This is a genomic window from Burkholderia sp. MSMB1459WGS, from assembly GCF_001534535.1.
Classification (GTDB): Bacteria; Pseudomonadota; Gammaproteobacteria; order Burkholderiales; family Burkholderiaceae; genus Burkholderia.
The window spans coordinates 41,306-63,659 of sequence record NZ_LPMU01000072.1 but is presented as its reverse complement, the minus strand read 5'-3'; the positions used below and the strand labels follow the sequence as shown (position 1 = coordinate 63,659).

The 22,354-nt window shown below is 67.5% G+C and carries 24 protein-coding genes; 11 read left to right on the top strand and 13 right to left on the bottom strand.

The annotated features are described in order from the left end of the window. Window positions 1-6: 6 nt before the first annotated feature. From ppsA to WT97_RS28440, 3 genes are all read left to right on the top strand, one after another. Entirely contained in the window at window positions 7-2,406 is a 2,400-nt protein-coding gene (gene ppsA / locus WT97_RS28450) for a phosphoenolpyruvate synthase (protein WP_034207651.1), read from the top strand. Between the two features lie 200 nt (window positions 2,407-2,606). Then, window positions 2,607-3,041 (top strand): NfeD family protein, encoded by a 435-nt coding sequence (locus WT97_RS28445; RefSeq protein WP_059505916.1) that lies wholly within the window; start codon window positions 2,607-2,609, stop codon window positions 3,039-3,041. 32 nt (window positions 3,042-3,073) lie between these two features. After that, complete coding sequence (locus WT97_RS28440) at window positions 3,074-4,009, top strand: SPFH domain-containing protein (protein ID WP_059505918.1); 936 nt, start codon at window positions 3,074-3,076, stop codon at window positions 4,007-4,009. A gap of 153 nt (window positions 4,010-4,162) precedes the next feature. Here WT97_RS28440 and smpB read toward each other — a convergent pair whose 3' ends face one another. After that, window positions 4,163-4,609 carry an SsrA-binding protein SmpB gene (smpB, locus tag WT97_RS28435; protein ID WP_034181129.1) on the bottom strand — a complete coding sequence of 149 codons (447 nt, stop codon included), beginning with the start codon at window positions 4,607-4,609 and terminating at the stop codon, window positions 4,163-4,165. A 99-nt stretch (window positions 4,610-4,708) separates the two neighbouring features. On the opposite strand from smpB, the gene WT97_RS28430 reads away from it, so the two are divergent. Further along, entirely contained in the window at window positions 4,709-5,146 is a 438-nt protein-coding gene (locus WT97_RS28430; RefSeq protein ID WP_034188832.1) for a type II toxin-antitoxin system RatA family toxin, read from the top strand. Window positions 5,147-5,150: 4 nt separating this feature from the next. Further along, window positions 5,151-5,474 (top strand): RnfH family protein, encoded by a 324-nt coding sequence (locus WT97_RS28425; RefSeq protein WP_050012887.1) that lies wholly within the window; start codon window positions 5,151-5,153, stop codon window positions 5,472-5,474. Between the two features lie 42 nt (window positions 5,475-5,516). Here the strand turns inward: WT97_RS28425 and WT97_RS28420 are convergent, their stop codons facing one another. The 3 genes from WT97_RS28420 to WT97_RS28410 form a co-directional block, all read right to left on the bottom strand. Continuing rightward, window positions 5,517-6,482 (bottom strand): DMT family transporter, encoded by a 966-nt coding sequence (locus WT97_RS28420; RefSeq protein WP_059790575.1) that lies wholly within the window; start codon window positions 6,480-6,482, stop codon window positions 5,517-5,519. 117 nt (window positions 6,483-6,599) lie between these two features. Beyond that, complete coding sequence (locus WT97_RS28415; RefSeq protein WP_060354862.1) at window positions 6,600-7,286, bottom strand: hypothetical protein; 687 nt, start codon at window positions 7,284-7,286, stop codon at window positions 6,600-6,602. Window positions 7,287-7,317: 31 nt separating this feature from the next. Continuing rightward, entirely contained in the window at window positions 7,318-8,538 is a 1,221-nt protein-coding gene (locus WT97_RS28410; RefSeq protein WP_059505921.1) for a hypothetical protein, read from the bottom strand. 114 nt (window positions 8,539-8,652) lie between these two features. Here WT97_RS28410 and WT97_RS28405 point away from each other — a divergent pair, with 114 nt between their 5' ends. From WT97_RS28405 to guaA, 5 genes are all read left to right on the top strand, one after another. Continuing rightward, on the top strand, window positions 8,653-9,417 hold the full coding sequence (locus WT97_RS28405; RefSeq protein ID WP_059790579.1) for a DUF899 domain-containing protein: 765 nt from the start codon (window positions 8,653-8,655) through the stop codon (window positions 9,415-9,417). A 27-nt stretch (window positions 9,418-9,444) separates the two neighbouring features. Continuing rightward, on the top strand, window positions 9,445-10,248 hold the full coding sequence (locus tag WT97_RS28400; RefSeq protein ID WP_060354846.1) for a DUF2182 domain-containing protein: 804 nt from the start codon (window positions 9,445-9,447) through the stop codon (window positions 10,246-10,248). 279 nt (window positions 10,249-10,527) lie between these two features. Next, complete coding sequence (guaB, locus tag WT97_RS28395) at window positions 10,528-11,988, top strand: IMP dehydrogenase (RefSeq protein ID WP_034207642.1); 1,461 nt, start codon at window positions 10,528-10,530, stop codon at window positions 11,986-11,988. A 6-nt stretch (window positions 11,989-11,994) separates the two neighbouring features. Continuing rightward, window positions 11,995-12,594: a hypothetical protein gene (locus WT97_RS28390; protein WP_060354845.1), complete on the top strand. Its 600-nt coding sequence runs from the start codon at window positions 11,995-11,997 to the stop codon at window positions 12,592-12,594. A 107-nt stretch (window positions 12,595-12,701) separates the two neighbouring features. Next, on the top strand, window positions 12,702-14,321 hold the full coding sequence (gene guaA, locus WT97_RS28385; protein ID WP_059505925.1) for a glutamine-hydrolyzing GMP synthase: 1,620 nt from the start codon (window positions 12,702-12,704) through the stop codon (window positions 14,319-14,321). 204 nt (window positions 14,322-14,525) lie between these two features. Here the strand turns inward: guaA and WT97_RS28380 are convergent, their stop codons facing one another. Continuing rightward, window positions 14,526-15,143 (bottom strand): PolC-type DNA polymerase III, encoded by a 618-nt coding sequence (locus WT97_RS28380; protein ID WP_060354844.1) that lies wholly within the window; start codon window positions 15,141-15,143, stop codon window positions 14,526-14,528. 154 nt (window positions 15,144-15,297) lie between these two features. Here WT97_RS28380 and WT97_RS28375 point away from each other — a divergent pair, with 154 nt between their 5' ends. Then, window positions 15,298-15,888, top strand: coding sequence for a 2'-5' RNA ligase family protein (locus WT97_RS28375; RefSeq protein WP_060354843.1), 591 nt, complete (start codon window positions 15,298-15,300; stop codon window positions 15,886-15,888). 81 nt (window positions 15,889-15,969) lie between these two features. Here the strand turns inward: WT97_RS28375 and WT97_RS28370 are convergent, their stop codons facing one another. The 8 genes from WT97_RS28370 to WT97_RS28335 all read right to left on the bottom strand — a co-directional run bounded on the left by WT97_RS28370 (window position 15,970) and on the right by WT97_RS28335 (window position 22,196). Continuing rightward, window positions 15,970-16,419, bottom strand: a complete 450-nt coding sequence (locus WT97_RS28370; RefSeq protein WP_060354842.1) for an acetyltransferase — start codon at window positions 16,417-16,419, stop codon at window positions 15,970-15,972. Window positions 16,420-16,514: 95 nt separating this feature from the next. Next, entirely contained in the window at window positions 16,515-16,994 is a 480-nt protein-coding gene (locus WT97_RS28365; protein ID WP_082751497.1) for an NUDIX hydrolase, read from the bottom strand. A gap of 43 nt (window positions 16,995-17,037) precedes the next feature. After that, window positions 17,038-17,922, bottom strand: coding sequence for an NAD(P)-dependent oxidoreductase (locus tag WT97_RS28360; protein ID WP_060354841.1), 885 nt, complete (start codon window positions 17,920-17,922; stop codon window positions 17,038-17,040). 106 nt (window positions 17,923-18,028) lie between these two features. Beyond that, a complete protein-coding gene (locus tag WT97_RS28355) occupies window positions 18,029-18,307 on the bottom strand; it encodes a gamma-butyrobetaine hydroxylase-like domain-containing protein (RefSeq protein ID WP_060354840.1) in 279 nt (92 codons plus the stop codon). Next, window positions 18,304-19,299: a HEAT repeat domain-containing protein gene (locus WT97_RS28350; RefSeq protein ID WP_060354839.1), complete on the bottom strand. Its 996-nt coding sequence runs from the start codon at window positions 19,297-19,299 to the stop codon at window positions 18,304-18,306. The genes WT97_RS28355 and WT97_RS28350 overlap by 4 nt, the downstream gene beginning before the upstream one ends. Window positions 19,300-19,432: 133 nt before the next feature. Then, window positions 19,433-19,678, bottom strand: coding sequence for a ferredoxin family protein (locus WT97_RS28345; protein ID WP_060354838.1), 246 nt, complete (start codon window positions 19,676-19,678; stop codon window positions 19,433-19,435). A gap of 11 nt (window positions 19,679-19,689) precedes the next feature. Further along, window positions 19,690-21,429 carry a fumarate reductase/succinate dehydrogenase flavoprotein subunit gene (locus tag WT97_RS28340; RefSeq protein ID WP_060354837.1) on the bottom strand — a complete coding sequence of 580 codons (1,740 nt, stop codon included), beginning with the start codon at window positions 21,427-21,429 and terminating at the stop codon, window positions 19,690-19,692. Further along, a complete protein-coding gene (locus tag WT97_RS28335; protein ID WP_060033774.1) occupies window positions 21,426-22,196 on the bottom strand; it encodes a GntR family transcriptional regulator in 771 nt (256 codons plus the stop codon). Before WT97_RS28335 ends, WT97_RS28340 begins: the two co-directional genes overlap by 4 nt. Between the last annotated feature and the right edge of the window lie 158 nt (window positions 22,197-22,354).

The window sequence follows — 22,354 nt, the reverse complement described above, 5'->3', positions numbered from 1 at the left end:
GCTTGTATGACTAACGCAGCAAACGTCGCAAAGGACCAGGCGTATGTAATTCCGTTCGAGCAGTTGCGGATGACCGATGTGGAGATCGTGGGCGGCAAGAATGCGTCGCTCGGCGAGATGATCAGCCAGCTTTCCGAAGCAGGCGTTCGCGTACCCACCGGTTTCGCCACGACCGCGCTCGCGTTCCGCGATTTCCTCAAGCACAACGACCTCACCGATCGCATCGCCAAGCGTCTCGAGTCGCTCGACATCGACGACGTGAAGGCGCTCGCCGAAGCCGGCGCCGAAATCCGCAAGTGGATCGTCGACGCGCCGCTGCAGCCGCGCCTCGAGCAGGAAATTCGCGCGCAGTTCGAAGTGCTGAAGAACGGCTCGCCGAGCGAATTGTCGTTCGCCGTGCGCTCGTCCGCGACCGCGGAAGACCTGCCCGATGCATCGTTTGCCGGCCAGCAGGAGTCGTATCTCAACGTCGTCGGCATCGACGACGTGCTCGACCGCATGAAGCACGTGTTCGCGTCGCTGTACAACGACCGCGCGATCTCGTACCGCGTGCACAAGGGCTTCACGCACGCCGAAGTCGCGCTGTCGGCCGGTGTGCAGCGCATGGTCCGCTCGGACGTCGGCGCCGCCGGCGTGATGTTCACGATCGATACCGAATCGGGCTTCAAGGACGCCGTGTTCATCACGTCGAGCTACGGCCTGGGCGAAACCGTCGTGCAGGGCGCGGTGAACCCGGACGAGTTCTACGTGTTCAAGACGACGCTCGCGCAGGACAAGTACCCGATCATCCGCCGCTCGATCGGCTCGAAGCTGATCAAGATGGAATTCACGCAGCCGGGCGAGCCGGGCCGCGTGAAGACGGTCGACGTGCCGCACGAGCAGCGCAACCGCTACTCGATCACCGACGACGACGTGATCGAGCTCGCGAAGTACGCGGTGATCATCGAGAAGCACTACCAGCGTCCGATGGACATCGAGTGGGGCAAGGACGGCCGCGACGGCAAGATCTTCATCCTGCAGGCGCGTCCGGAAACGGTGAAGAGCCAGGCAACCGGCAAGGCCGAGCAGCGCTTCAAGCTGAAGGGCCAGTCGCAGGTGCTGGCGACGGGGCGTGCGATCGGCCAGAAGATCGGCGCGGGCCCCGTGCGCGTGATCCAGGATCCGTCGGAAATGGAACGCGTGCAGCCGGGTGACGTGCTGGTGGCCGACATGACCGACCCGAACTGGGAGCCGGTGATGAAGCGTGCCGCGGCGATCGTCACGAACCGCGGCGGCCGCACCTGCCACGCGGCGATCATCGCGCGCGAACTCGGCGTGCCGGCCGTCGTCGGCTGCGGCGATGCGACCGACATCCTGAAGGACGGCGCGCTCGTCACCGTGTCGTGCGCGGAAGGCGACGAAGGCAAGATCTACGACGGGCTGCTCGAGACCGAAGTCACGGAAGTGCAGCGCGGCGAACTGCCGGAAATCCCGGTCAAGATCATGATGAACGTCGGTAACCCGCAGCTCGCGTTCGATTTCTCGCAACTGCCGAACGCCGGCGTGGGCCTCGCGCGTCTCGAGTTCATCATCAACAACAACATCGGCGTTCACCCGAAGGCGATTCTCGAGTACCCGAACATCGACCAGGACCTGAAGAAGGCGGTCGAGAGCGTCGCGCGCGGCCACGCGTCGCCGCGTCAGTTCTACGTCGACAAGCTGACGGAAGGCGTCGCGACGATCGCGGCGGCGTTCTATCCGAAGCCCGTGATCGTGCGTCTGTCCGACTTCAAGTCGAACGAGTACAAGAAGCTGATCGGCGGTTCGCGTTACGAGCCGGACGAGGAAAACCCGATGCTGGGCTTCCGCGGCGCGTCGCGCTACATCGCCGACGATTTCGCGCAGGCGTTCGAGATGGAATGCCGTGCACTGAAGCGCGTGCGCGACGAGATGGGCCTGACGAACGTCGAGATCATGGTGCCGTTCGTGCGGACCGTGAAGCAGGCGGAGCGCGTCGTCGGCCTGCTCGAGAAGTTCGGCCTGAAGCGCGGCGAAAACGGTCTGCGCCTCGTGATGATGTGCGAAGTCCCGACCAACGCGATCCTCGCCGAAGAGTTCCTGGAACACTTCGACGGCTTCTCGATCGGCTCGAACGACCTCACGCAGCTCACGCTCGGCCTCGACCGCGATTCGGGCATGGAACTGCTGGCAGTCGACTTCGACGAGCGCGACCCTGCCGTCAAGTTCCTGCTCAAGCGTGCGATCGATACTTGCCGCAAGATGGGCAAGTACGTCGGTATCTGCGGCCAGGGCCCGTCCGATCACCCGGACTTCGCGCAATGGCTGACCGACGAAGGCATCGTGTCGATCTCGCTGAACCCCGACACGATCATCGATACGTGGCAGGCGCTCGCCAACCGGAAGTAACGGTCGGTCATGCCTTTTCGACGAAGGAGCGGCATCGCCGCTCTTTCGATGAAGGCAAAATGCAAGGTTCATGCTATAAACACCCCGGTAAGCACCGGGGTGTTTTTGTTTGTCGGTACGTGTCGGGCCGCCCCAAGCGTGCCGACTACCCCGCGGGGCTGCGAACAGGGTGAGCGCGGGGCGTTTTTCTGGAGACCACAATGATGTCGGGGCATCTGTTCTGGTGGGTCGGGGTGGGTGTGCTGGTCGTCGCCGAATTGCTGACGGGCACGTTCTATCTGTTGATGATCGCGCTCGGCTTTCTCGCGGGCGGGTTGTTGCAACTGGCCGGTTTCGCGCCGCACGTGCAGTTCGGCGCGGCGGCCGCGGTCGCGATCGTCGCGATGATCGTGCTGCGTCGCTCGGGGCTCGGCCGCAAGCAGAAGCGCGACACGTCGACGAATCCCGACGTCAATCTCGATATCGGCTCGACCGTCACGGTCGACGCGTGGCGTGACGGCCGCGCGCGCGTACGGTATCGCGGTGCCGACTGGGACGTCGAGCTCGCGCACGGCGAGCGCGACGATGCGCACGTGTACCAGGTGAGCGCCGTGCGCGGCAACTGCCTCGTGGTCGTGGCGAAACCCGCGGGCTGATCGTCCGCTGATACAACAAGGAGGAAATATTCATGGATTCGCTGATCATCTGGGTTGTCCTGCTCGTCATCGCGATCGTGATCGTGTCGAAGACGGTGAAGATCGTGCCGCAGCAGCATGCGTGGGTGCTCGAGCGCTTCGGGCGCTACCACGCGACGCTGTCGCCCGGTCTCAATATCGTGCTGCCGTTCGTCGATCGCATCGCGTACCGGCACGTGCTGAAGGAAATTCCGCTCGACGTGCCGAGCCAGGTCTGCATCACGCGCGACAACACGCAGTTGCAGGTCGACGGCGTGCTGTATTTCCAGGTGATGGATCCGATGAAGGCGTCGTACGGGTCGAGCAACTTCGTGCTCGCGATCACGCAGTTGTCGCAGACGATGCTGCGCTCGGTGATCGGCAAGCTCGAACTCGACAAGACCTTCGAGGAGCGCGATTTCATCAACCACAGCATCGTGTCGGCGCTCGACGACGCCGCGGCGAACTGGGGCGTGAAAGTGCTGCGCTACGAGATCAAGGACCTGACGCCGCCGAAGGAGATCCTGCACGCCATGCAGGCGCAGATCACCGCGGAGCGCGAAAAGCGTGCGCTGATTGCCGCCTCCGAGGGCCGCAAGCAGGAACAGATCAACCTCGCGTCGGGGGCGCGCGAAGCCGCGATCCAGAAGTCCGAAGGCGAGCGGCAGGCCGCGATCAACCAGGCGCAGGGCGAAGCCGCCGCGATTCTGGCGGTGGCCGAGGCGAACGCGCAGGCGATCCAGAAAATCGCGAGCGCGATTCAGTCGCAAGGCGGGATGGACGCGGTGAACCTGAAGGTCGCCGAGCAGTATGTCGGCGCGTTCTCGAATCTCGCGAAGCAGGGCAACACGTTGATCGTGCCGTCGAACCTGGCGGATCTCGGCACCGCGATCTCGTCGGCGCTCACGATCGTCAAGAGCGCGGGGGCGGCGTCCGGCGCGAAGGGCTGAGCCCGGTGATCGATGCGCACGCGGTGGCCGCGTGCGCGTCGTCGTGCGGCGAATCGTCGCGCAGCCGGTGACCAGCCGGCGCGATTCAGGAATACCAAAGCAACACGGCCCGCTTCGAGCGGGCCGTGTCGTTGGCGATGAGCGCCGCGAGCGTCAGGCGCCGGCGCGCATGATGCGCGCCTTCTCGCGTTCCCAGTCGCGCTTCTTTTCGGTTTCGCGCTTGTCGTGCAGCTTCTTGCCCTTCGCGAGCGCGATGTCGCACTTCACGCGACCGCCTTTGTAGTGGAAGTTCAGCGGCACGAGCGTGTAGCCGCGCTGCTCGACCTTGCCGATCAGCTTCTTGATTTCCTCGCGGTGCAGCAGCAGCTTGCGCGTGCGAACCGGGTCGGGTTTGATGTGCGTCGAGGCTTCGGGCAGCGGGCTGATATGGGTGCCGATCAGGAAGATCTCGGCGTTCTTCACCACGACGTAGCCTTCCTTGATCTGGCCGCGCCCGGCGCGCAGCGCCTTGACTTCCCAGCCTTCGAGCACGAGCCCCGCCTCGTAGCGTTCCTCGATGTGGTAATCGAAGTGCGCTTTCCTGTTGTCGATGATGCTCATGAAAGGATCGGGCCAAGTCGTTTAAAATCACGATTTTAGCAAAGCGGGGCGAGAATCGCCCGGCTTGGCGTTCCCACTTTGAGCGATGCCGCGCGATTTATGGCAGATGTCCAGAAAACCGTATTGATCCGTCATTCGGCGGAACAGATGTTCGACCTCGTCACCGACGTGGCCGACTACCCCAATTTCCTGCCCTGGTGCGGCGGTGTCGAGATTCGCCGTCAGGACGAGAGCGGAATGGAAGCGCGCATCGACATCAACTTCAAGGGCATCAAGCAGCATTTCGCGACGCGCAACACGCAGCAGCGCCCGACGCGGATCGACATGGAGTTCACGGACGGCCCGTTCAAGAAGTTCACGGGCTCGTGGCGTTTCACGGCGCTGCGCGCCGATGCGTGCAAGATCGAATTCGCGCTGCATTACGAGTTTTCGAGCATCCTGCTCGAGAAGATCATCGGGCCGGTGTTCAGCCACATCGCGAACACGTTCGTCGATTCGTTCGTGAAGCGCGCGGACCAGCGCTACGGAAAGGGGTGACGCGATGCTGTCGATCGAAGTCTGCTACGCACTGCCGGACCGCCAGACGCTGATTCCGCTGTCGCTGCCCGAAGGGGCGACCGTGCGCTCGGCAATCGACGCGAGCGGCGTGCTCGCGCTGCATCCGGAGATCGATCTCGCGCACGCGAAGACGGGCGTCTACGGCAAGCTCGCGCCGCTCGACGCGCCGCTCGTCGATCACGACCGCGTCGAGATCTACCGTCCGCTGATCGTCGATCCGAAGCTCGCGCGCCAGCGGCGCGTCGACAAATCCCGCCGCGACGGCTCGATCGAGGGCCGCAAGTGGATGCACAAGGACGCGCGCTGACGCGTCGTTCGCCCCGATTGGTCGGATCAAACGCCGCGGCGCTCAGTGGGCCGCGGCGTTTGCGTTTGCCGGCGCGCTGCCCGGCGTGTCGCCGTGCCGTCGTACCGAGCCGTATACGCCGGCGAGCAGCAGCACGAGCGCGGCGATCTCGAGCGCGTGCGGCATTCGCCGGTCGTACACGAACGCATACAGCATCGCGAACACGGTTTCGAACACGATCAGCTGACCCGACAGCGTGAGCGGCAGCCGCTTCGACGCGGCATTCCACAGCCCGTTGCCGAGCCACGACGCGCCGATCGCGAGCCCGAGGTTCAGCAGCCAGAACAACTGCCAGCGCGACGCCGGAACGGTCGCCTGCACCATGCCGGCCGGCAGCGCGAGGATCGCCAGCCAGCAGAGCCCGCCGAGCAGGCCCGTCACGACACCCCACAGCACCGACCATTCGTTGCCGCCGAAGCGGTGATGACGCTGCAGGTAGCGTGCATTCGCCACCGCATACCAGGTCCAGCTCGCGAGCGCGCCCGCCGCACACGCGATGCCCGCGAGTTTCCGGGCGAGCGTCGTGGCGTGTGCGGCTTCGGACGTGAACAGGTCGACGTTGATGCAGACGATGCCCGCGATCACCAGCGCGAGCGGGGCGGCGAGCCGCCGCAGCGGCACGGCGCCATGGTCGCCGAGGCCCGCGAGCGTGACGGTCACGGGCAGCACGCCGACGATCAGCGAACTCGGCGCGATGCCGATCAGGTGCACGGCGCCGGACAGCAGCATGTAATACGCGACGTTGCCGACGATGGCGAGCTTCACCAGGGCGGCGAGATCCTCGCGGGTCAGCCGCGCGAGCAGCGAGCGGGTGGCGGGCAACGCGGCCGCGAGCGACACGAGGCCGTACATCGCGTAGCGGCCGGCGCTCAGCAGCAGCGGCGAGAAATCGGTCAGCAGCCGCGGAACGAGAAACACCATGCCCCACAGGGCGCCTGCCAGGACACCGTACACCACGCCGCGCCGCATCGACCGCTCCGAACAAATGACCGAGGTGCGCGCATCTTAGCGATGCCGTCGCGGCGGCGTCTTGTTCATTCCTGCACTCGGGGCGGGGCGCGTCGAGCGGTGTCGACGGGCGGCGCATCAGTCTTCTGCCGGATCGGGCGGTGCCTGCGTGCCGTCGGTCGCGGCACGCGTGCGTGCCGGGCGACGCACGGCGCGCAGCTTGCCGCTGTTGCCGCCGCCGCAGTAGAAGCGGTCGTGACCGTCGGATTCGAGCCCCGAGACACCGACGCCGGCCGGCATGTCGATCTGCTCGAGCACCTGGCCCGTGCCCGGATCGATGCGCCGCAAGTCGCTCCGGTCGGCTTCCCACGTGCCGTGCCACAGCTCGCCGTCGACCCACGTCACGCCGGTGACGAAGCGGTTCGATTCGATCGTGCGCAGCACGGCGCCCGATTGCGGATCCACCTGATGAATCTTGCGTTCGCGGTACTGGCCGACCCACAGCGTGCCTTCCGCCCACGCGAGCCCCGAATCGGCGCCACCGCCGGGCGCCGGAATCGTCGCGAGCACGCGCCCCGATTCGGGGTCGATCTTCGCGATGCGGTCCTCGACGATCTGGAACAGGTGGCGGCCGTCGAACGCGGTGCCCGCGTGCGCGGCGACGTCGAGCGAACGGACGGTCGTGCCGGCCTCGAGGTCGAGCGCATTCAGCTTGTCGCCGGACGCATACCACACGTGCTGCCCGTCGAACGTGACGCCGTGCACGCCGTCGACGCCCGGAAACGGGCCGTACTCGCGAAGGATGTCTGCAGTGGAGCGTTTCATGTTCGTCACCTCGTCGTTCGATGAGACCATCCTAATCGCCCGGCAACGCAACCGGGAGTAACAAGGTCGTCGCGAATCCGGGCAGCGGCGGCGTCAGCCAGCGGCGCGCACGTCCGCGGCCGAGTGCCTGCACCTTGCCGGTTTCCACGAGCGCATCGAGCGCGCGCTGCACGGTGCGCTGGCTGGCGCCAAGTGCGAGCGCCAGCGCGGAGCTCGACCATGCTTCGCCGTCGGCGAGGAGCGCGAGCACGGCCGCATGGCGATCGTCGACCGGGCGCGCGAGAACGACGGTCTCGCGCACGCCGAGCGGTTCGAGCGCGAAGCCGCGCGGCGTCGCGACGACGTTCGCGAGCGGGCGCAGCACCGCGCGCAGCCGGCCCATCTCGACACGCAGCCGTGCGCGATGCGATTCGTCGGCCTGTTTCGCGCGGAACGCGGCGGCGACGAGCGCGTTTCTCGACACGTCGGCCGGCCACGCCTCGCCGAGCGCGCGGGCGAGCACGAACAGCACCGGACGCCGCGCGAGCGACACGGTCGTGCGCGCATCGCGCACCGTGTGGCGGCACGCGTCGACGACGAGCGCATTCGATTCGAACAGCGTCTCGACTTCGTCGAGCGGCACGAGCCGCGACGTGCCGCGCGCGATGAGCCGCGCGGCCGGTGCGTCGAGCACGCGCGCCGCGGTGTCGACCTCGGCCGTCAGCGCGGCGATGCCGGCGGCGCGGGCGGCCGTCCGCGCCCGGGCAAGCGCCGCGCGGGCCGCGTGCGTGCGAATGCGGCGCATCGCGATGCCGGCCGCGATCAATTCATGGGCGGCGCGCGATGCGGGCGGCAGCGGCGCGGGATCGAGATGCGCGAGCAGCCGCTCGGCCTCGTCGAGATGGCCGATCAGCAGCAACCGGCGCACGCCGAGATAGCGGGCATGCGCGGCGTTCGCGCGGTCGCCGTGCGCGTCGAGCGTCGCGCAGGCCGCATCGAGCGCGCGCGTCGGCCAGTGCAGGTCGCGCGACGCGAGCGCGATCTCGGCTTCCGCGACGACGCAGCGCGCCCGGGCGATCGCTTCCTTTGCGCCGAATGCACGTGCGGCGCCGCGCACGAGCGCCCGTGCACGTTCGAAATCGCCGAGCTGCGCGAGCGCGATGCCGCGCAGCGCGAGCGCCGGCGCATCGTCGCGCAGCGCGACGCGGTTCAGCGCACCGAGCGCGTCACCGGCCGCGAGCGCGCGCGCGGCCGCCGTGATCAGCGAATCCATTCGAATCCCGACACACTTGTCACTCCCTCCGGTCCGATGCCCGGCACTAATCTAGCACCACGCACACGGCCCCGTACGCCGTGCCCGGATACCCATCGGAAGGAGGAACCCGCAATGACGACCCATCTCACCGGAACACGCGACGAATGGCTGGCCGAACGCCGCGCGCTGCTCGACGCGGAAAAGGCGCTGACGCGGCAAAGCGACGAACTCGCGCGGCGGCGCCAGGCGCTGCCGTGGGTGCGCGTCGACAAGACCTACCGGTTCGATACCGAAGCAGGGCAGGCGACGCTCGACGACCTGTTCGGCGGCCGTTCGCAATTGCTCGTCTATCACTTCATGTTCGGTCCCGACTACAAGGCGGGCTGCCCGTCGTGCTCGGCGCTCGCCGACGGCTTCGACGGCTTCGCCGTGCATCTGGCGCACCACGACGTGACGCTCGCGGCCGTGTCGCGCGCGCCGCTCGCGAAACTGCTCGCGTACCGGCAGCGGATGGGGTGGACGTTCCCGTGGGCGTCGTCGGTCGACAGCGATTTCAACTTCGACTTCAACGTGTCGTTCACCGAGACGCAGCGGCGCGCGGGCGACGTCGAATACAACTATGCGCGGGCCGCTCACGCGATGGACATGGATCCGCCGCCGGCGCCCGTCGTGCAGTTCGCGGCCACGTGCGGCACCGACGCGGCCACGTATTCGCTCGACCGGCCGGGGATGAGCGCGTTCGTGCGCGAGGACGGCGCCGTCTATCACACGTATTCGACCTACGCGCGCGGCCTCGACGGGTTGTGGGGGATGTACCAGTGGCTCGATCGCGCGCCGCGCGGCCGCAACGAGGCCGGCCCGTGGTGGCGCCGTCACGACGAGTACGCGCGCGGCTGAGCGGCCGGTGACGAGCGGGAGCGCGCGATGACACGGCCGACAACCGGCGAGGCGGCAGCCGATCCGCGGGCATTCGGCGCGGCGGCCGTGGCCGTGTTCGTGCTCGCCGCGATGGCGACGCTGGCGCAGCACGCGTCGATGGCCGCGATGGGCGGCGAACCGATGTCCGGCGACTGGATGGCCTCGGCCGTCTGGCTGCGGCCGTGCGGCCGGGGCGCCGGGCGCGCATTCGCGGCGTTTGCCGGAATGTGGGGCGCGATGACGGTGACGATGATGCTGCCCGTGCTTGCGCCGCAGCTCTGGCATGACTGGCAGCGCATCGGCCCGCGGACGGCGCGGTCGGCCTGGCTCGTCGTCGTCGTGGGGGCGGGATATTTCTCGGTCTGGATGGCGCTCGGGGCGCTCGTGTTTCCGGCCGGCGCCGCACTGACGGCGGCCGGCGCCCGGCTACCGGCGCTCGCCCGTGCGATGCCCCTTGCGGCCGGCGCCGTCGTGGTGGCCGCGGGCGCGTTGCAATTCTCCGGTTGGAAGGCGCGCCGGCTGGCATGCTGCCGGCACGCGGCGGCGCCCGCGCATTGGCCGCAGGTGGCGACCGTCGCGGCATGGCGGGCCGGCGTGCGCGCTGCCATTCGATGCGGGGCGTGTTGCGGAAACCTGATGGCGGTCGCACTGGCGGCCGGCATGATGGATCTGCGCGTGATGGCCGCCGTGACGGTGGCCATCGCCGCCGAACGCGTTGCGCCGGCCGGCGGCCGCGTCGCGCGGATCGTCGGTTGCGGGACGGTAGCGGGCGGCGTGGCGATGATCGTTCGCGCGGCCGGGCTGGCGTGACGCGCGGCAGGCCAGCCGCTTCGGCGGGGCGCCGGGCCGTGCGCGGCCGCTGCCGAAGTGGCCGTGTGGCCCCGCCGCGACACGGGTGCTTGCCGCCCAAACTGCCGGTTGCGCGAATGGCTCGATGCGGCGATGAAACGAAAAGCGATCGAAAACGAACCGAACGGCGATCCGAACGATTCGGCCCCCGAACGGCCGAAACCGGCTAAGCCGTTGTTCGTGTTGTGAAAATTCGCAGCGCTTCGCGTATAATTCGCTTTTGCGCCCATAGGATTTGCCATGCGTCTGATCCAAAAAGCACTCACTTTCGATGACGTGCTCCTCGTTCCCGCCTTCTCCGACGTTCTCCCGCGCGACACCAGCCTCAAGACCAAGCTGACCCGCAACATCTCCCTGAACATGCCGCTCGTGTCCGCCGCGATGGACACGGTCACCGAAGGTCGCCTCGCGATCGCGATGGCGCAGCAGGGTGGCGTCGGTATCGTCCACAAGAACCTCACGCCGGCCGAACAGGCCCGTGAAGTCGCGAAGGTCAAGCGTTTCGAGTCGGGCGTCGTCCGCGACCCGATCACGGTCCCGCCGCAGATGAAGGTGCGCGACGTGATCGCGCTGTCGCGCCAGCATGGCATTTCGGGCTTCCCGGTCGTCGAAGGCCCGCAGCTCGTCGGCATCGTCACGAACCGCGACCTGCGTTTCGAAACGCGCCTCGACGAGCCGGTCAAGTCGATCATGACGCCGCGCGAGCGCCTCGTCACGGTCAAGGAAGGCACGCCGCTCGCCGAAGCGAAGGCGCTGATGCACAGCCACCGCCTCGAGCGCGTGCTGGTCGTCAACGATGCGTTCGAGCTGCGCGGCCTGATGACCGTCAAGGACATCACGAAGCAGACCGAGCACCCGGACGCGTGCAAGGACGAACACGGCAAGCTGCGCGCAGGCGCGGCGGTCGGCGTCGGTCCGGACAACGAGGAGCGCGTCGAACTGCTGGTGCAGGCCGGCGTCGACGTGATCGTCGTCGATACCGCGCACGGTCACAGCAAGGGCGTGCTCGAGCGCGTTCGCTGGGTCAAGCAGAACTTCCCGCACGTCGAGGTGATCGGCGGCAACATCGCGACGGCCGCCGCCGCGAAGGCGCTGGTCGAATACGGCGCGGACGCGGTCAAGGTCGGTATCGGCCCGGGCTCGATCTGCACCACGCGGATCGTCGCGGGTGTCGGCGTGCCGCAGATCAGCGCGATCGCGAACGTCGCGGAAGCGCTGAAGGGCACCGGCGTGCCGTGCATCGCCGACGGCGGCGTGCGTTTCTCGGGCGACGTGTCGAAGGCCCTCGCGGCCGGCGCGAACGCGGTGATGATGGGCAGCATGTTCGCGGGCACCGAAGAGGCGCCGGGCGACGTGTTCCTGTACCAGGGCCGCCAGTACAAGTCGTATCGCGGCATGGGTTCGGTCGGCGCGATGAAGGACGGCGCGGCGGACCGCTACTTCCAGGACAACTCGGCGAACATCGACAAGCTCGTGCCGGAAGGCATCGAAGGCCGCGTCGCGTACAAGGGTTCGGTCAACGCGATCCTGTTCCAGCTGGTCGGCGGCGTGCGCGCCAGCATGGGCTACTGCGGCTGCCGTACGATCGACGAGCTGCACGAGAAGGCCGAGTTCGTCCAGATCACCGCGGCGGGCATGCGCGAGTCGCACGTGCACGACGTGCAGATCACGAAGGAAGCGCCCAACTATCACGTGGACTGATCGCCGATGAAACCGCTGCTGCGAGCCGTGCTGATCGTCGATGCCGTGCTGCTGCTGGCGTTCGGCGTGCTGTTCGTACTGACGCCCTGGCAGGCGCTGTTCAACGCGCTGCAACTGGCTAACATCCAGCCGGCGATGCTCGGCCAGGCGTTCGGTATCGCGCTGCTCGGGCTCGCGTGGCTCGCGTTTCATGCGGCGTTCAACGGCGATCTCACGGCGCCCGTCGCGCGGTCGGTCGGCCACGTGTACTGGCTGACCGGCGTGCTGACGATCGTGTGGTCGATCGGCACCAGCAGCGGGCCCGCACTGGCGGCCGCCGGCCGGGTGCTGTCGGCCGTGGCCGGGGTCGCGCTGATCGTGCTCGGCCTCGGCGGCGTGCGGCTCGCATCGGCCGTGCGCCGGCGCGAGAAAGTGCAGGCGCTCGAAGGCCGGAGCGCGCAGCGTCCGGTCGAACCGGCGCCGGCCTCCACAGCGCAGCCGCGGGTCGAGCCGGTCGTCGGCCGTCCGGTGGCGCCTTCGGCGCCGGCCGCGGCGACCTCGTCGGCCGCGTCCGACCGCGCGTCAGGCAGCGTCGCGTTCGACGCGCGCCCGCCGTCGCAGGATTGACCGGCGATGCGTCGCGCGTGCCGCCTGCCGCCCGACGCCGCCAACCATGCTTTTGACGCAGCGCTCGATGCGCTGCTTTTCTTATTCTCTTCATCCCGTCCGCAGCCATGCACGACAAAATCCTGATTCTCGACTTCGGTTCGCAAGTCACCCAACTGATTGCACGGCGCGTGCGTGAAGCGCACGTCTACTGCGAAATCCATCCGAACGATGTGTCCGACGACTTCGTCCGCGAGTTCGCGCCGAAGGCGGTGATCCTGTCGGGCAGCCACGCGAGCACGTACGAAGACCATCAGCTGCGCGCGCCGCAGGCCGTGTGGGAGCTCGGCGTGCCGGTGCTCGGCATCTGCTACGGGATGCAGACGATGGCCGTGCAGCTCGGCGGCAAGGTCGAGTGGAGCGACCATCGCGAATTCGGCTACGCGGAAATGCGTGCGCATGGCCATACGCGCCTGCTCGACGGTATCGAGGATTTCACGACGGCCGAAGGCCACGGGATGCTGAAGGTCTGGATGAGCCACGGCGACAAGGTTGCCGAGCTGCCGCCGGGCTTCGCGCTGATGGCGTCGACGCCGAGCTGCCCGATCGCCGGCATGGCCGACGAGGCGCGCGGCTACTACGCGGTGCAGTTCCATCCGGAAGTCACGCACACGGTGAAGGGCCGCCAGATCCTCGAACGCTTCGTGCTGCAGATCGCCGGCGCGAAGCCCGACTGGATCATGAAGAACCACATCGAGGAAGCCGTCGCGAAGATCCGCGAGCAGGTCGGCGACGAGGAAGTGATTCTCGGCCTGTCGGGCGGCGTCGATTCGAGCGTCGCGGCCGCGCTGATTCATCGTGCGATCGGCGATCAGCTGACGTGCGTGTTCGTCGACCACGGCCTGCTGCGCCTGAACGAAGGCAAGATGGTGCTCGACATGTTCGAGGGCCGCCTGCATGCGAAGGTCGTGCACGTCGATGCGTCCGACCAGTTCCTCGGCCACCTGGCCGGTGTGACCGATCCGGAAGCGAAGCGCAAGATCATCGGCCGCGAGTTCGTCGAGGTGTTCCAGGCCGAGGCGAAGAAGCTGTCGAAGGCGAAGTGGCTCGCGCAGGGCACGATCTACCCGGACGTGGTCGAATCGGGCGGCACGAAGACGAAGAAGGCGACGACGATCAAGAGCCACCACAACGTCGGCGGCCTGCCGGAGACGCTCGGCCTGAAGCTGCTCGAGCCGCTGCGCGACCTGTTCAAGGACGAAGTGCGCGAGCTGGGCGTCGCGCTCGGCCTGCCGCCGGAGATGGTGTACCGCCATCCGTTCCCGGGCCCGGGCCTCGGCGTGCGGATTCTCGGCGAAGTGAAGCGCGAGTACGCGGACCTGCTGCGCCGTGCGGACGCGATCTTCATCGAGGAACTGCGCGGCACGACGGCCACCGCGCAGGACGCGGCAGCCGGCCTGTGCGGCGAGGCCGACGTCGGCAAGACCTGGTACGACCTGACGAGCCAGGCGTTCGCGGTGTTCCTGCCGGTGAAGTCGGTTGGCGTGATGGGCGATGGGCGGACGTACGACTACGTGACGTCGCTGCGCGCGGTGCAGACCACCGACTTCATGACCGCACACTGGGCGCACCTGCCGTATGCACTGCTCGGCCGCGCGTCGAACCGGATCATCAACGAAGTGCGCGGGATCAATCGGGTCGTGTACGACATCTCGGGGAAGCCGCCGGCGACGATCGAGTGGGAGTAAACATTCCGGCCGAATCGGCGTTCGATTCCCCTGCGTCGTTGCGCATCGGCTGATGTCGCAATAGTTCGCAAGCGGGTCGCCGGTTCGGTTGGCTGGCTGTCGCCGGCTCACGCAGCGGCCTGGCAATCAATTGCCAGGCCGTTTTGCGTTAACGCGTGAAGTCGGTCGGCGCGTGTGATGTTTTCCGTTCCGGTATCGGATGGGTCACGCCTGCGCACGCACCAGCGACCGCAAATACATCGGCACCTTCGCCTTGGTCGTCGCCTGAACCCGCGACATCAGTGCGTGATCGATCCGATCCAGCCCGTAAGTCCGCGAAATATCCTGCTGCAACCGGCACCACAGATGCCCAGCCATCTCGGCATCGACCATCGCGCGGTGCGCACGGCCCGTCTGCGGCAACCGCAACATCTCGGCGAGGCTCGACAGCCGGTGACTCCGGGCGTCCGGGTAGATCCGTCTCGCCACCAGCATCGTGCATGCAAACGCATGGTCGGCCGACATGCCGAGCAGCCCGAGTTCCGACTGCCAGAAGCGTTTGTCGAAACCGGCGTTGTGGGCCACGACCGCATGCTTGCCGACGAACGCCGCCGCTTCCTTCATGACTTCGGACGCCGGGGGCGCCGCCGCGATCATGTCGTTGGTGATGCCGGTGAGCGCAACGACATCGGACGGGATGCGTCTGCCGGCATTCATCAAACTCTGGAAACGGTCGACGACTTGCCCGTCGCGCAGCAGGATGACGGCAATTTCGGTCGCACGGTCGCCCAGATTCGGCGACAGCCCGGTTGTTTCGAAGTCCAGTACCGCGACGGTTTGCATGGTTGAATTCGGATGCTTCATCAGAGGGTGTCGAGTTTGGCCGAGAGGGTAGCATCTCCGTGCTCGCGAACGGCGGATTCATCAAACGGCGAGCAGGCCGGCGTCCGATTGACGATAATGAAAATCTCGCTCCAGGCCTGTCGGACATGCTGCCGTGACTCAACTGACGCTACCCGGATTCGATGCGCCGCCGCCGGTTCCCGTGCACCGCTTCTTTTTCGCCGTAATGCCGGATCCGGCCGCGGCGGGGCGCATTGCCGGCCTTGCCGAAAGCATGCGGCTGGCGAAGGACCGGCCGGTGGGCACCGAGCGTCTGCACATCACGCTGGGTTCGCTAGGCGACTTTGCTTACGTGCCGGGCGCTAAGCTCGCGCGGGCCCGCGCGGTCGCGGACCGCGTGGATGTGCCGCCTTTCTCCGTGAGGTTCGACAAGATCATCAGCTTCAACGGACGGCCTGGTCATCAGCCACTGGTGCTGCTGGGACGGGCCGGTCTGGAAAACTTGATCGACTTTCGACGGCAGTTGCGACGTGTGCTGAAACGAGACGCGGGGCTGAGCATTCTTCCTTCGGGTTTCACCCCGCACGTGACGCTGCTGTATGGCGCACGCAGGCCCGATGAGTATCGGATCGAGCCGATTACCTGGACCGTGTTCGACTTCGTCCTGATCGATAGCTGGCTTGGGAAGTCGCACTACGACGTGTTGGGGCGCTGGCCGCTGACGACCGGCAACTCCTCGCGATAATCGCGATACCGCAAGGGCGGTGTCGTTTCGGCGCGTCCGGCCCGGGCCGGTGCCGTGTCCCGTTCCTGCCCGGACTCCGGCTCAGTCCCGACCACCTCCGCGATAACGAAGATGAATCAGCGGATAAGGCCGCCCCTGAGCATCCACCTCCGACCGCCCGCAGCGTTCGAATCCGAGCCGTTCATAGAATCCCGCCGCCGCTTCGTTCTGCGCGTTGACGTCGGTCGACAGGTCGGGATGGCGCTTGAGCGCTTCTTCGACCAGCCGCCGCCCGACCCCCGTGCCATGGTGTTCAGGATCGACGAACAGTGCTTCCATGTGATTGCCGTTGAGCAGCATGAAGCCGATCGCGCGATCGCTCGCGTCGACGGCCAGGTCGAGTGGCGCGCGCGGTAAAAACGCGACGACTTCGGATTCGATCGCGCGACGATCGTCGTCGCTCAGGAAGTGATGGGTGGCGTCGACGGCGTTGCGCCAGATATCCAGCACGCGTGTGCGATCGGCCTCGGTGGATCGTCGAATTCTGATCATGGTTTGATAGGTTGTGATTCGGCGGCGCTCGGCAGGTCGCTGGCGCCGTGACGGACCGAACGCATCGCGCCGATACGCAAGCGACAGCGGAAGTGTCAGGCGGATGGCGGACGCGCGTTGCCCAGTACCGCCGCCCGCTCGATTGCCCGTCGCGCGACGTCGCGCACGCCCGCGCTCATCGGCAGATCGTCGCGCTCGAGTTCGTCGATGTCGAACCAGCGTGCGTCCAGCGCATCGTCGCCGGCGGCCGGCGTGCCGCGCAGCCATCTGCACAGCACCGCGACCAGGATGAAATGCTGGCGCACGGCGCCGTGCGCATCGTAATCGAATGCGTCCAGCGCGGTAAAGGCGTCGAGCACTGCCACGTCGACCGTGGTCTCTTCCGCGATCTCGCGCACGACCGCATCCGCGAGCGGCTCGCCCGGCTCGATCTTGCCGCCGGGGAAACCCCAGCAGCCCGCATCGGGCGGATTCGCGCGGCGCACGAGCAGCACGTCGCGTTCGCGCAGCACGATGCCGATCACGGCGGGAACGGGGCGCAAGGAAGCAGCGTGGCCGGTTGCGGACAGGGTCATGCGTATCCGTTGGTTCGAACGAACGCGTGAGCGTACACGCGGCTCATCGTGCGTTCCCGGTACGCCGTTCGATCGCGCGGATCACGGCGACCATGTCGGCCGCGCCATGCCCGGCCTGCTCGGTTTCGCCATAAAGCGCGTGGCAGATGTCGAGCAGCGGCGACGCGATGCCGATGCCCCGCGCGGATTCGGCGACGAGGCGCGCATTCTTCAGCACGTCGGTGATCGCGGCCTGCACCGAGAAATCTTCCGCGACGAGCTTGCCGAGTTTCACGCGCGACACGTCGCTCGCCATCGGGCCGGCGTTCAGCACGTCGGCGAAGCGCGCGAGGTCGATACCGTGACGCTGCGCGAAATGCGTGGCTTCGGCGAGACCGGTGACCATCGTGATCAGGAACAGGTTGACGGCGAGCTTCATCGTCAGCGCCGCTGGCACGTCGCCGCACACGAAGCTGTCGCGGCACAGCGGCTTCACGAGCGCGCGGACGGCTTCGACGTCGTCGGGTGCGCCGGCCAGCATCGCGACGAGCTGGCCGGCTTCGGCCGGCTTGCGCGAGCCCGATACCGGCGCCTCGACGTAGCGGCCCGACGCGGCGGCGATGTCGTCGGCGAGCGCACGCGAGTATTCGGGCGCATTCGTACCCATGTTGACGATCGTGTGCCCGTCGACCCGCGCGGCAAAACCGGGCGTGCCGCGCGCGAGGACGGCATCGATCGCCGCGTCGTTCGCGAGCATCAGGATCACGGTGCGGCAGGACACGAATACGTCGTCGATGTCCTCGGCCACGCGCGCGCCGGCGTCGCGCAGCGCATCGTCGTTGCCGTGCGAACGGCTCCACACGACGAGCGGCGTGCCGGCCCGCGCGAGATTGAGCGCCATCGGCGTGCCCATCACGCCGAGGCCGATGAATCCGATAGGGGTTTGCATGGTGCTGCTCCCACGGGAGGTGGCGACGATCGTGGGCGTCAGTATCGCAGCGTTTTCGCATGCCTGCCATCCGGTCCGCTCGACCGCGGCAGCCGCGTCGTCGCCGCTACACGATCTCCGCCAGGTACGGCCACGGATAAATGCCGCGTGCATGGCCGTCGCCGAACAGGAAGCGTACGCCGTAGCCGAGCGGTTCCACGCCGTCCAGCGTCAGGCCCGGCCGCGCATCGATGCGGCCGCCATCGAGCCGGATCTTGCGGCATTCCGCGCACGGGCAATCGCTGCGCAACCGCGCATAGTCGATGCGTTGCGCCGAGCCGTCAGGCCAGGACAGCTTCAGTGCGCGTGCCGGGTGATCGAGTGCGATTTCGATCGGCGTAATCATCGCGACGCCTCGTCGATCTGTCCGATCGCGATCCGCACGGCCTTGCGGACTTCGGGGTCGCGATCGTCGAGCGCGTCGTGCAGCGCGGGCAGCGTCGCGCGGTCGCGCAATTCGCCGAGCGCGAGCGCGGCTTCCTTGCGCAGGTTGCTGATCGCATGCGCGAGCAGCGCGACGACGGCCGATGCCGCGGCCGCATCGCGCAATTGGCCGAGCGCGCGGACGGCGCGCACGCGCACTTGCCAGTAGTCGTCGTCGAGCGCGGCGACGAGCGGGTCGCGCGCAACGGCGACGCGCAGCTTGCCGAGCGTGGCAGCCGCTTCCTCGCGCACCTGCCATTCGACGTCGCGCAGCGCCGCGAGCAGCGCGGTGACGACGGCGGTATCGCCGGCCGCTGCAAACCCGATCGCGCCGACCGCGGCGCGCCGCACGTCGGCATCGGCGTCCGCGGTCGCGACTCGGGCGAGCAGCGGCAGCGCGCGGCCATCCTTGAGCCAGCCGAGCACGACGACCGCCTCCGTGCGTACGGCGGCGGTGCTCGCGTCGAGCGCGCGCAGCGCGGGCGCGAACGCGTCGGGGTCGCGCAATTCGCGCAAGCCGCGCAGCACGGCGGTGCGCACGAACGGTTCGGGCCGGTCGGCCCAACGGCACAGCACGGCGCCCGACGCCGCGTCCTTCAGTTCGGACAGGCTGTGCGCGGCCGTTGCGCGCACGCCGTCGTCCGGATCGAGCAGCGCATGGCACAGCGCGTCGACGACATCGGGCTGCTCCCACGCGTCGAGCACGCGTGCGGCCTCGCTGCGCACGTCGGCCGACGGGTCGTCGCGCAGCGCCGCGACGAACGCCGGCACGAGTTCGGGCGCCTCGAGATCGGCGAGTTCGAGCAGTGCGATGCGGCGCACCGAGGCATCGGCTGCGGCGAGGCGCGCGACGAGCGCGGCATGATCGGCGGCCGGCACGCCGGGCGGCGGGAAAGCGGAGGAAGAGGCGGTCATGGAAAAAGTCGGTGCGGTGAATGGGCAGGCACGCATGCTCAGGCGGCGTTGCGCAACAGCGCGAGACAGCGGCGCTCGATGTCGACGCACGCGGGCTCGGTCGTACTGTCGTCGGTGCGGGTGGCGCGCCGTGTCAGCGCAGCAGGTAAGGAATGTCAACCTTGACTGCGTCGGTCGGGCAGTCGCGTTCGCACGGCATGCAGTACCAGCATTCGTCGAACTGCATGTACGCCTTGCCCTTGCTGACGTCGATCGCGAGCAGGTCGAGCGGGCACACGTCGACGCAGACGGTGCAGCCCTTGTCGGCGATGCACAGCGTCTCGTCGATCGTCACGGGCGCGCTGCTGCGCTGGAAGATGTCGTGCGGGGTATGGGGCATGGCAAGGTTCCTCAAAGGGCGGCCGCGAGCGCGGCCGGTTCGCGGATGCGCAACTGCGCGTAGGCGCCGCGTTCGTCGTCGGCAAGCGGCACGACGTATGGTTCGACCGGCCGCTTCTCGCTGCGCATCGCGCCCGCGGCATCCTTGCGCAGCCACGTGTGGCAGAACCATTCGGCGTCGTTGCGGTGCGGGAAATCGACGCGATGGTGGTACAACCCCCAGCGGCTCTCGGTGCGGAACAACGACGCGCGTGCGGCCATTTCCGCGCAATCGCGGATCGCGCGCACTTCGGCTGCGCGCATCAGTTCGTGCGGATTATCGGCCTTGATTTCTTCGATATCCTCAGTAATTGCGTCAAAACGTTGCAGCCCGATTTCCATCTTGCGCGTCACCTTCGGCGGTTGCAGGTAGTCGTTCACCATGCGGCGCAGCTTGTACTCGACCTGCGCCGGCGCCAGGCCGCGCTCGCGCAGCAACGGCGCGAGCACGCGCGAGCGCTCGGCGTCGACCTGTTGGTCGTCCACCGGCGCGTGTTCGCGGCCGGCCGCGTAGTCGGCCGCGTTTTGCCCGGCGAACCAGCCGTACGTGAAGGCGCCGAGCATGTAGTTGTGCGGAACGGCCGCCATGTCGCCGGCCGCGTACAGCCCCGGCACGGTCGTCTCCGCGCGCGCATTCACATACACGCCCGATGCGCTGTGGCCGCTGCAGAAGCCGATCTCCGAGATGTGCATCTCGACCATCTGGCTGCGGTAGTCGGTGCCGCGCCCCGCATGGAAACGGCCGCGGCTCGGCCGTTCGTTCGTATGCAGGATCTGCTCGATGGTCCGGATCGTTTCTTCCGCGAGATGGTCGAGCTTCAGGAACACGGGGCCGTTGCCGCTCTGCAGTTCCTGGTAGAACTCCCACATCATCTGGCCGCTCCAGTAGTCGCATTCGATGAAGCGTTCGCCCTTGCCGTTCGCGGTGAAGCCGCCGAGCGGGCCGGTCACGTACGCGCACGCCGGGCCGTTGTAATCCTTGATCAACGGATTGATCTGGAAGCATTCGAGGTTCGCGAGCGCCGCGCCCGCGTGATAGGCCATCGCGTAGCCGTCGCCCGCGTTGGTCGGATTCTCGTACGTGCCCATCAGATAGCCCGATGCCGGCAGACCGAGGCGGCCCGCCGCACCACAGCAGAGGATCACGGCCTTCGCGCGGATCACGTGGAATTCGGCTGTGCGGCAGTCGAAGCCGAGCACGCCGCTCGCGCGGCCCTGCGCGTCGGTCAGCACGCGCGTCGCGACGATCCGGTTCGTGATCGCGATGCGCGCGCGCTTCAGTTGCCGGTACAGCACCTTCTTGATGTCGTGGCCCTCCGGCATCGGCAGCACGTACGAGCCCATGTGATGGACCTTCTTCACCGCGTAGTCGCCGGTGCCGTCCTTCTCGAACTTCACGCCCCAGCGATCGAGCTGCTCGATCGTCGTGAAGCTGTGCGCGGCGTACGCGTACACGGCTTCCTGGTCGACGATCCCGTCGTTGGCGATCGTGATCTCGCGCGTGTACTGCTCGGGCGTCGCATGACCGGGGATCACCGCGTTGTTCAGGCCGTCCATGCCCATCGAGATCGCGCCGCTGCGTTTCACGTTGGCCTTCTCGAGCAGCAGCACGCGCAGGGACGGATCGCGCTCCTTTGCCTTGATGGCCGCCATCGGGCCGGCCGTGCCGCCGCCGACCACGACGATGTCGTATTCGTGCACATGGGTGTTCATCGCGGGTTCCTTGCAGGTTTGCGCGCCTTCTGCCGATCGATGCGCAGCCGGTACTGGAAGGCGTCGCCGCGGAAGTAGAGGGTTTCGTAGTCGATCGGCGCACCGGATGCATCGTGCGTGAGACGCTCGATACGCAGCACGGGGCTGCTTTCCTCGACGTGCAGCGCGTCGACGATTTCGTCGTCGGCGAGGATCGCGTCGATCGACACGTCGGCATGGCCGAGCGCAATGCCGCAGTCGTTCTCCAGGATCAGGAAGATGTCGCGGGTCGCGAGATCGGCGCCGGCGAGGCGCTTGCCGAGCGCTTCGGGCACCCAGGTCTGTTCGAGCGACACGGGTTCGCGGTTCAGCAGCCGCACGCGATGGATCTCGACAAGCGGCGCGCCTTCGGGCACGTTCAGCTTCGTCGCGAGATGGCGATCGGCCTTCACGGTGCGCAGGCTGCGCAACTGGTTGACGATTTCGTAGCCCATCGACGACATCGCCTCGGCGAACCCCTGCAGCGACGTCACGTTCTGGAAGGCCTTCGGCTTCGACACGAACGTGCCCTTGCCGTGCAGCTTGAACAGCAGGCCCTCCTTCTGCAGGTCGCCGAGCGCCTGGCGCACCGTGATGCGGCTGACGTCGAACATCGCGCAGAGTTCGTGCTCGGACGGCATCCGGCTGTGCGGCGCATAGGTGCCGTCGAGAATGCGCGCGCGCAGCGCGTCCTTGATCTGCACGTAGAGCGGGGCCGCGGACAGCGGCACGACGTTGGATGGAGTCATCGGTCAACTTGTTATGACAAGATGGGGCGAGTGTAGCCAGCGCACGTGCGCGCCCCAACCAACCATTTCTGCTTTCGAATTTCCCGTTGCGGAAAAGCGGGGCGGCAGGCGGCGGGGCGACCGGATGATCCGACCCTTGCGAGCCGCGCGGAATCGTC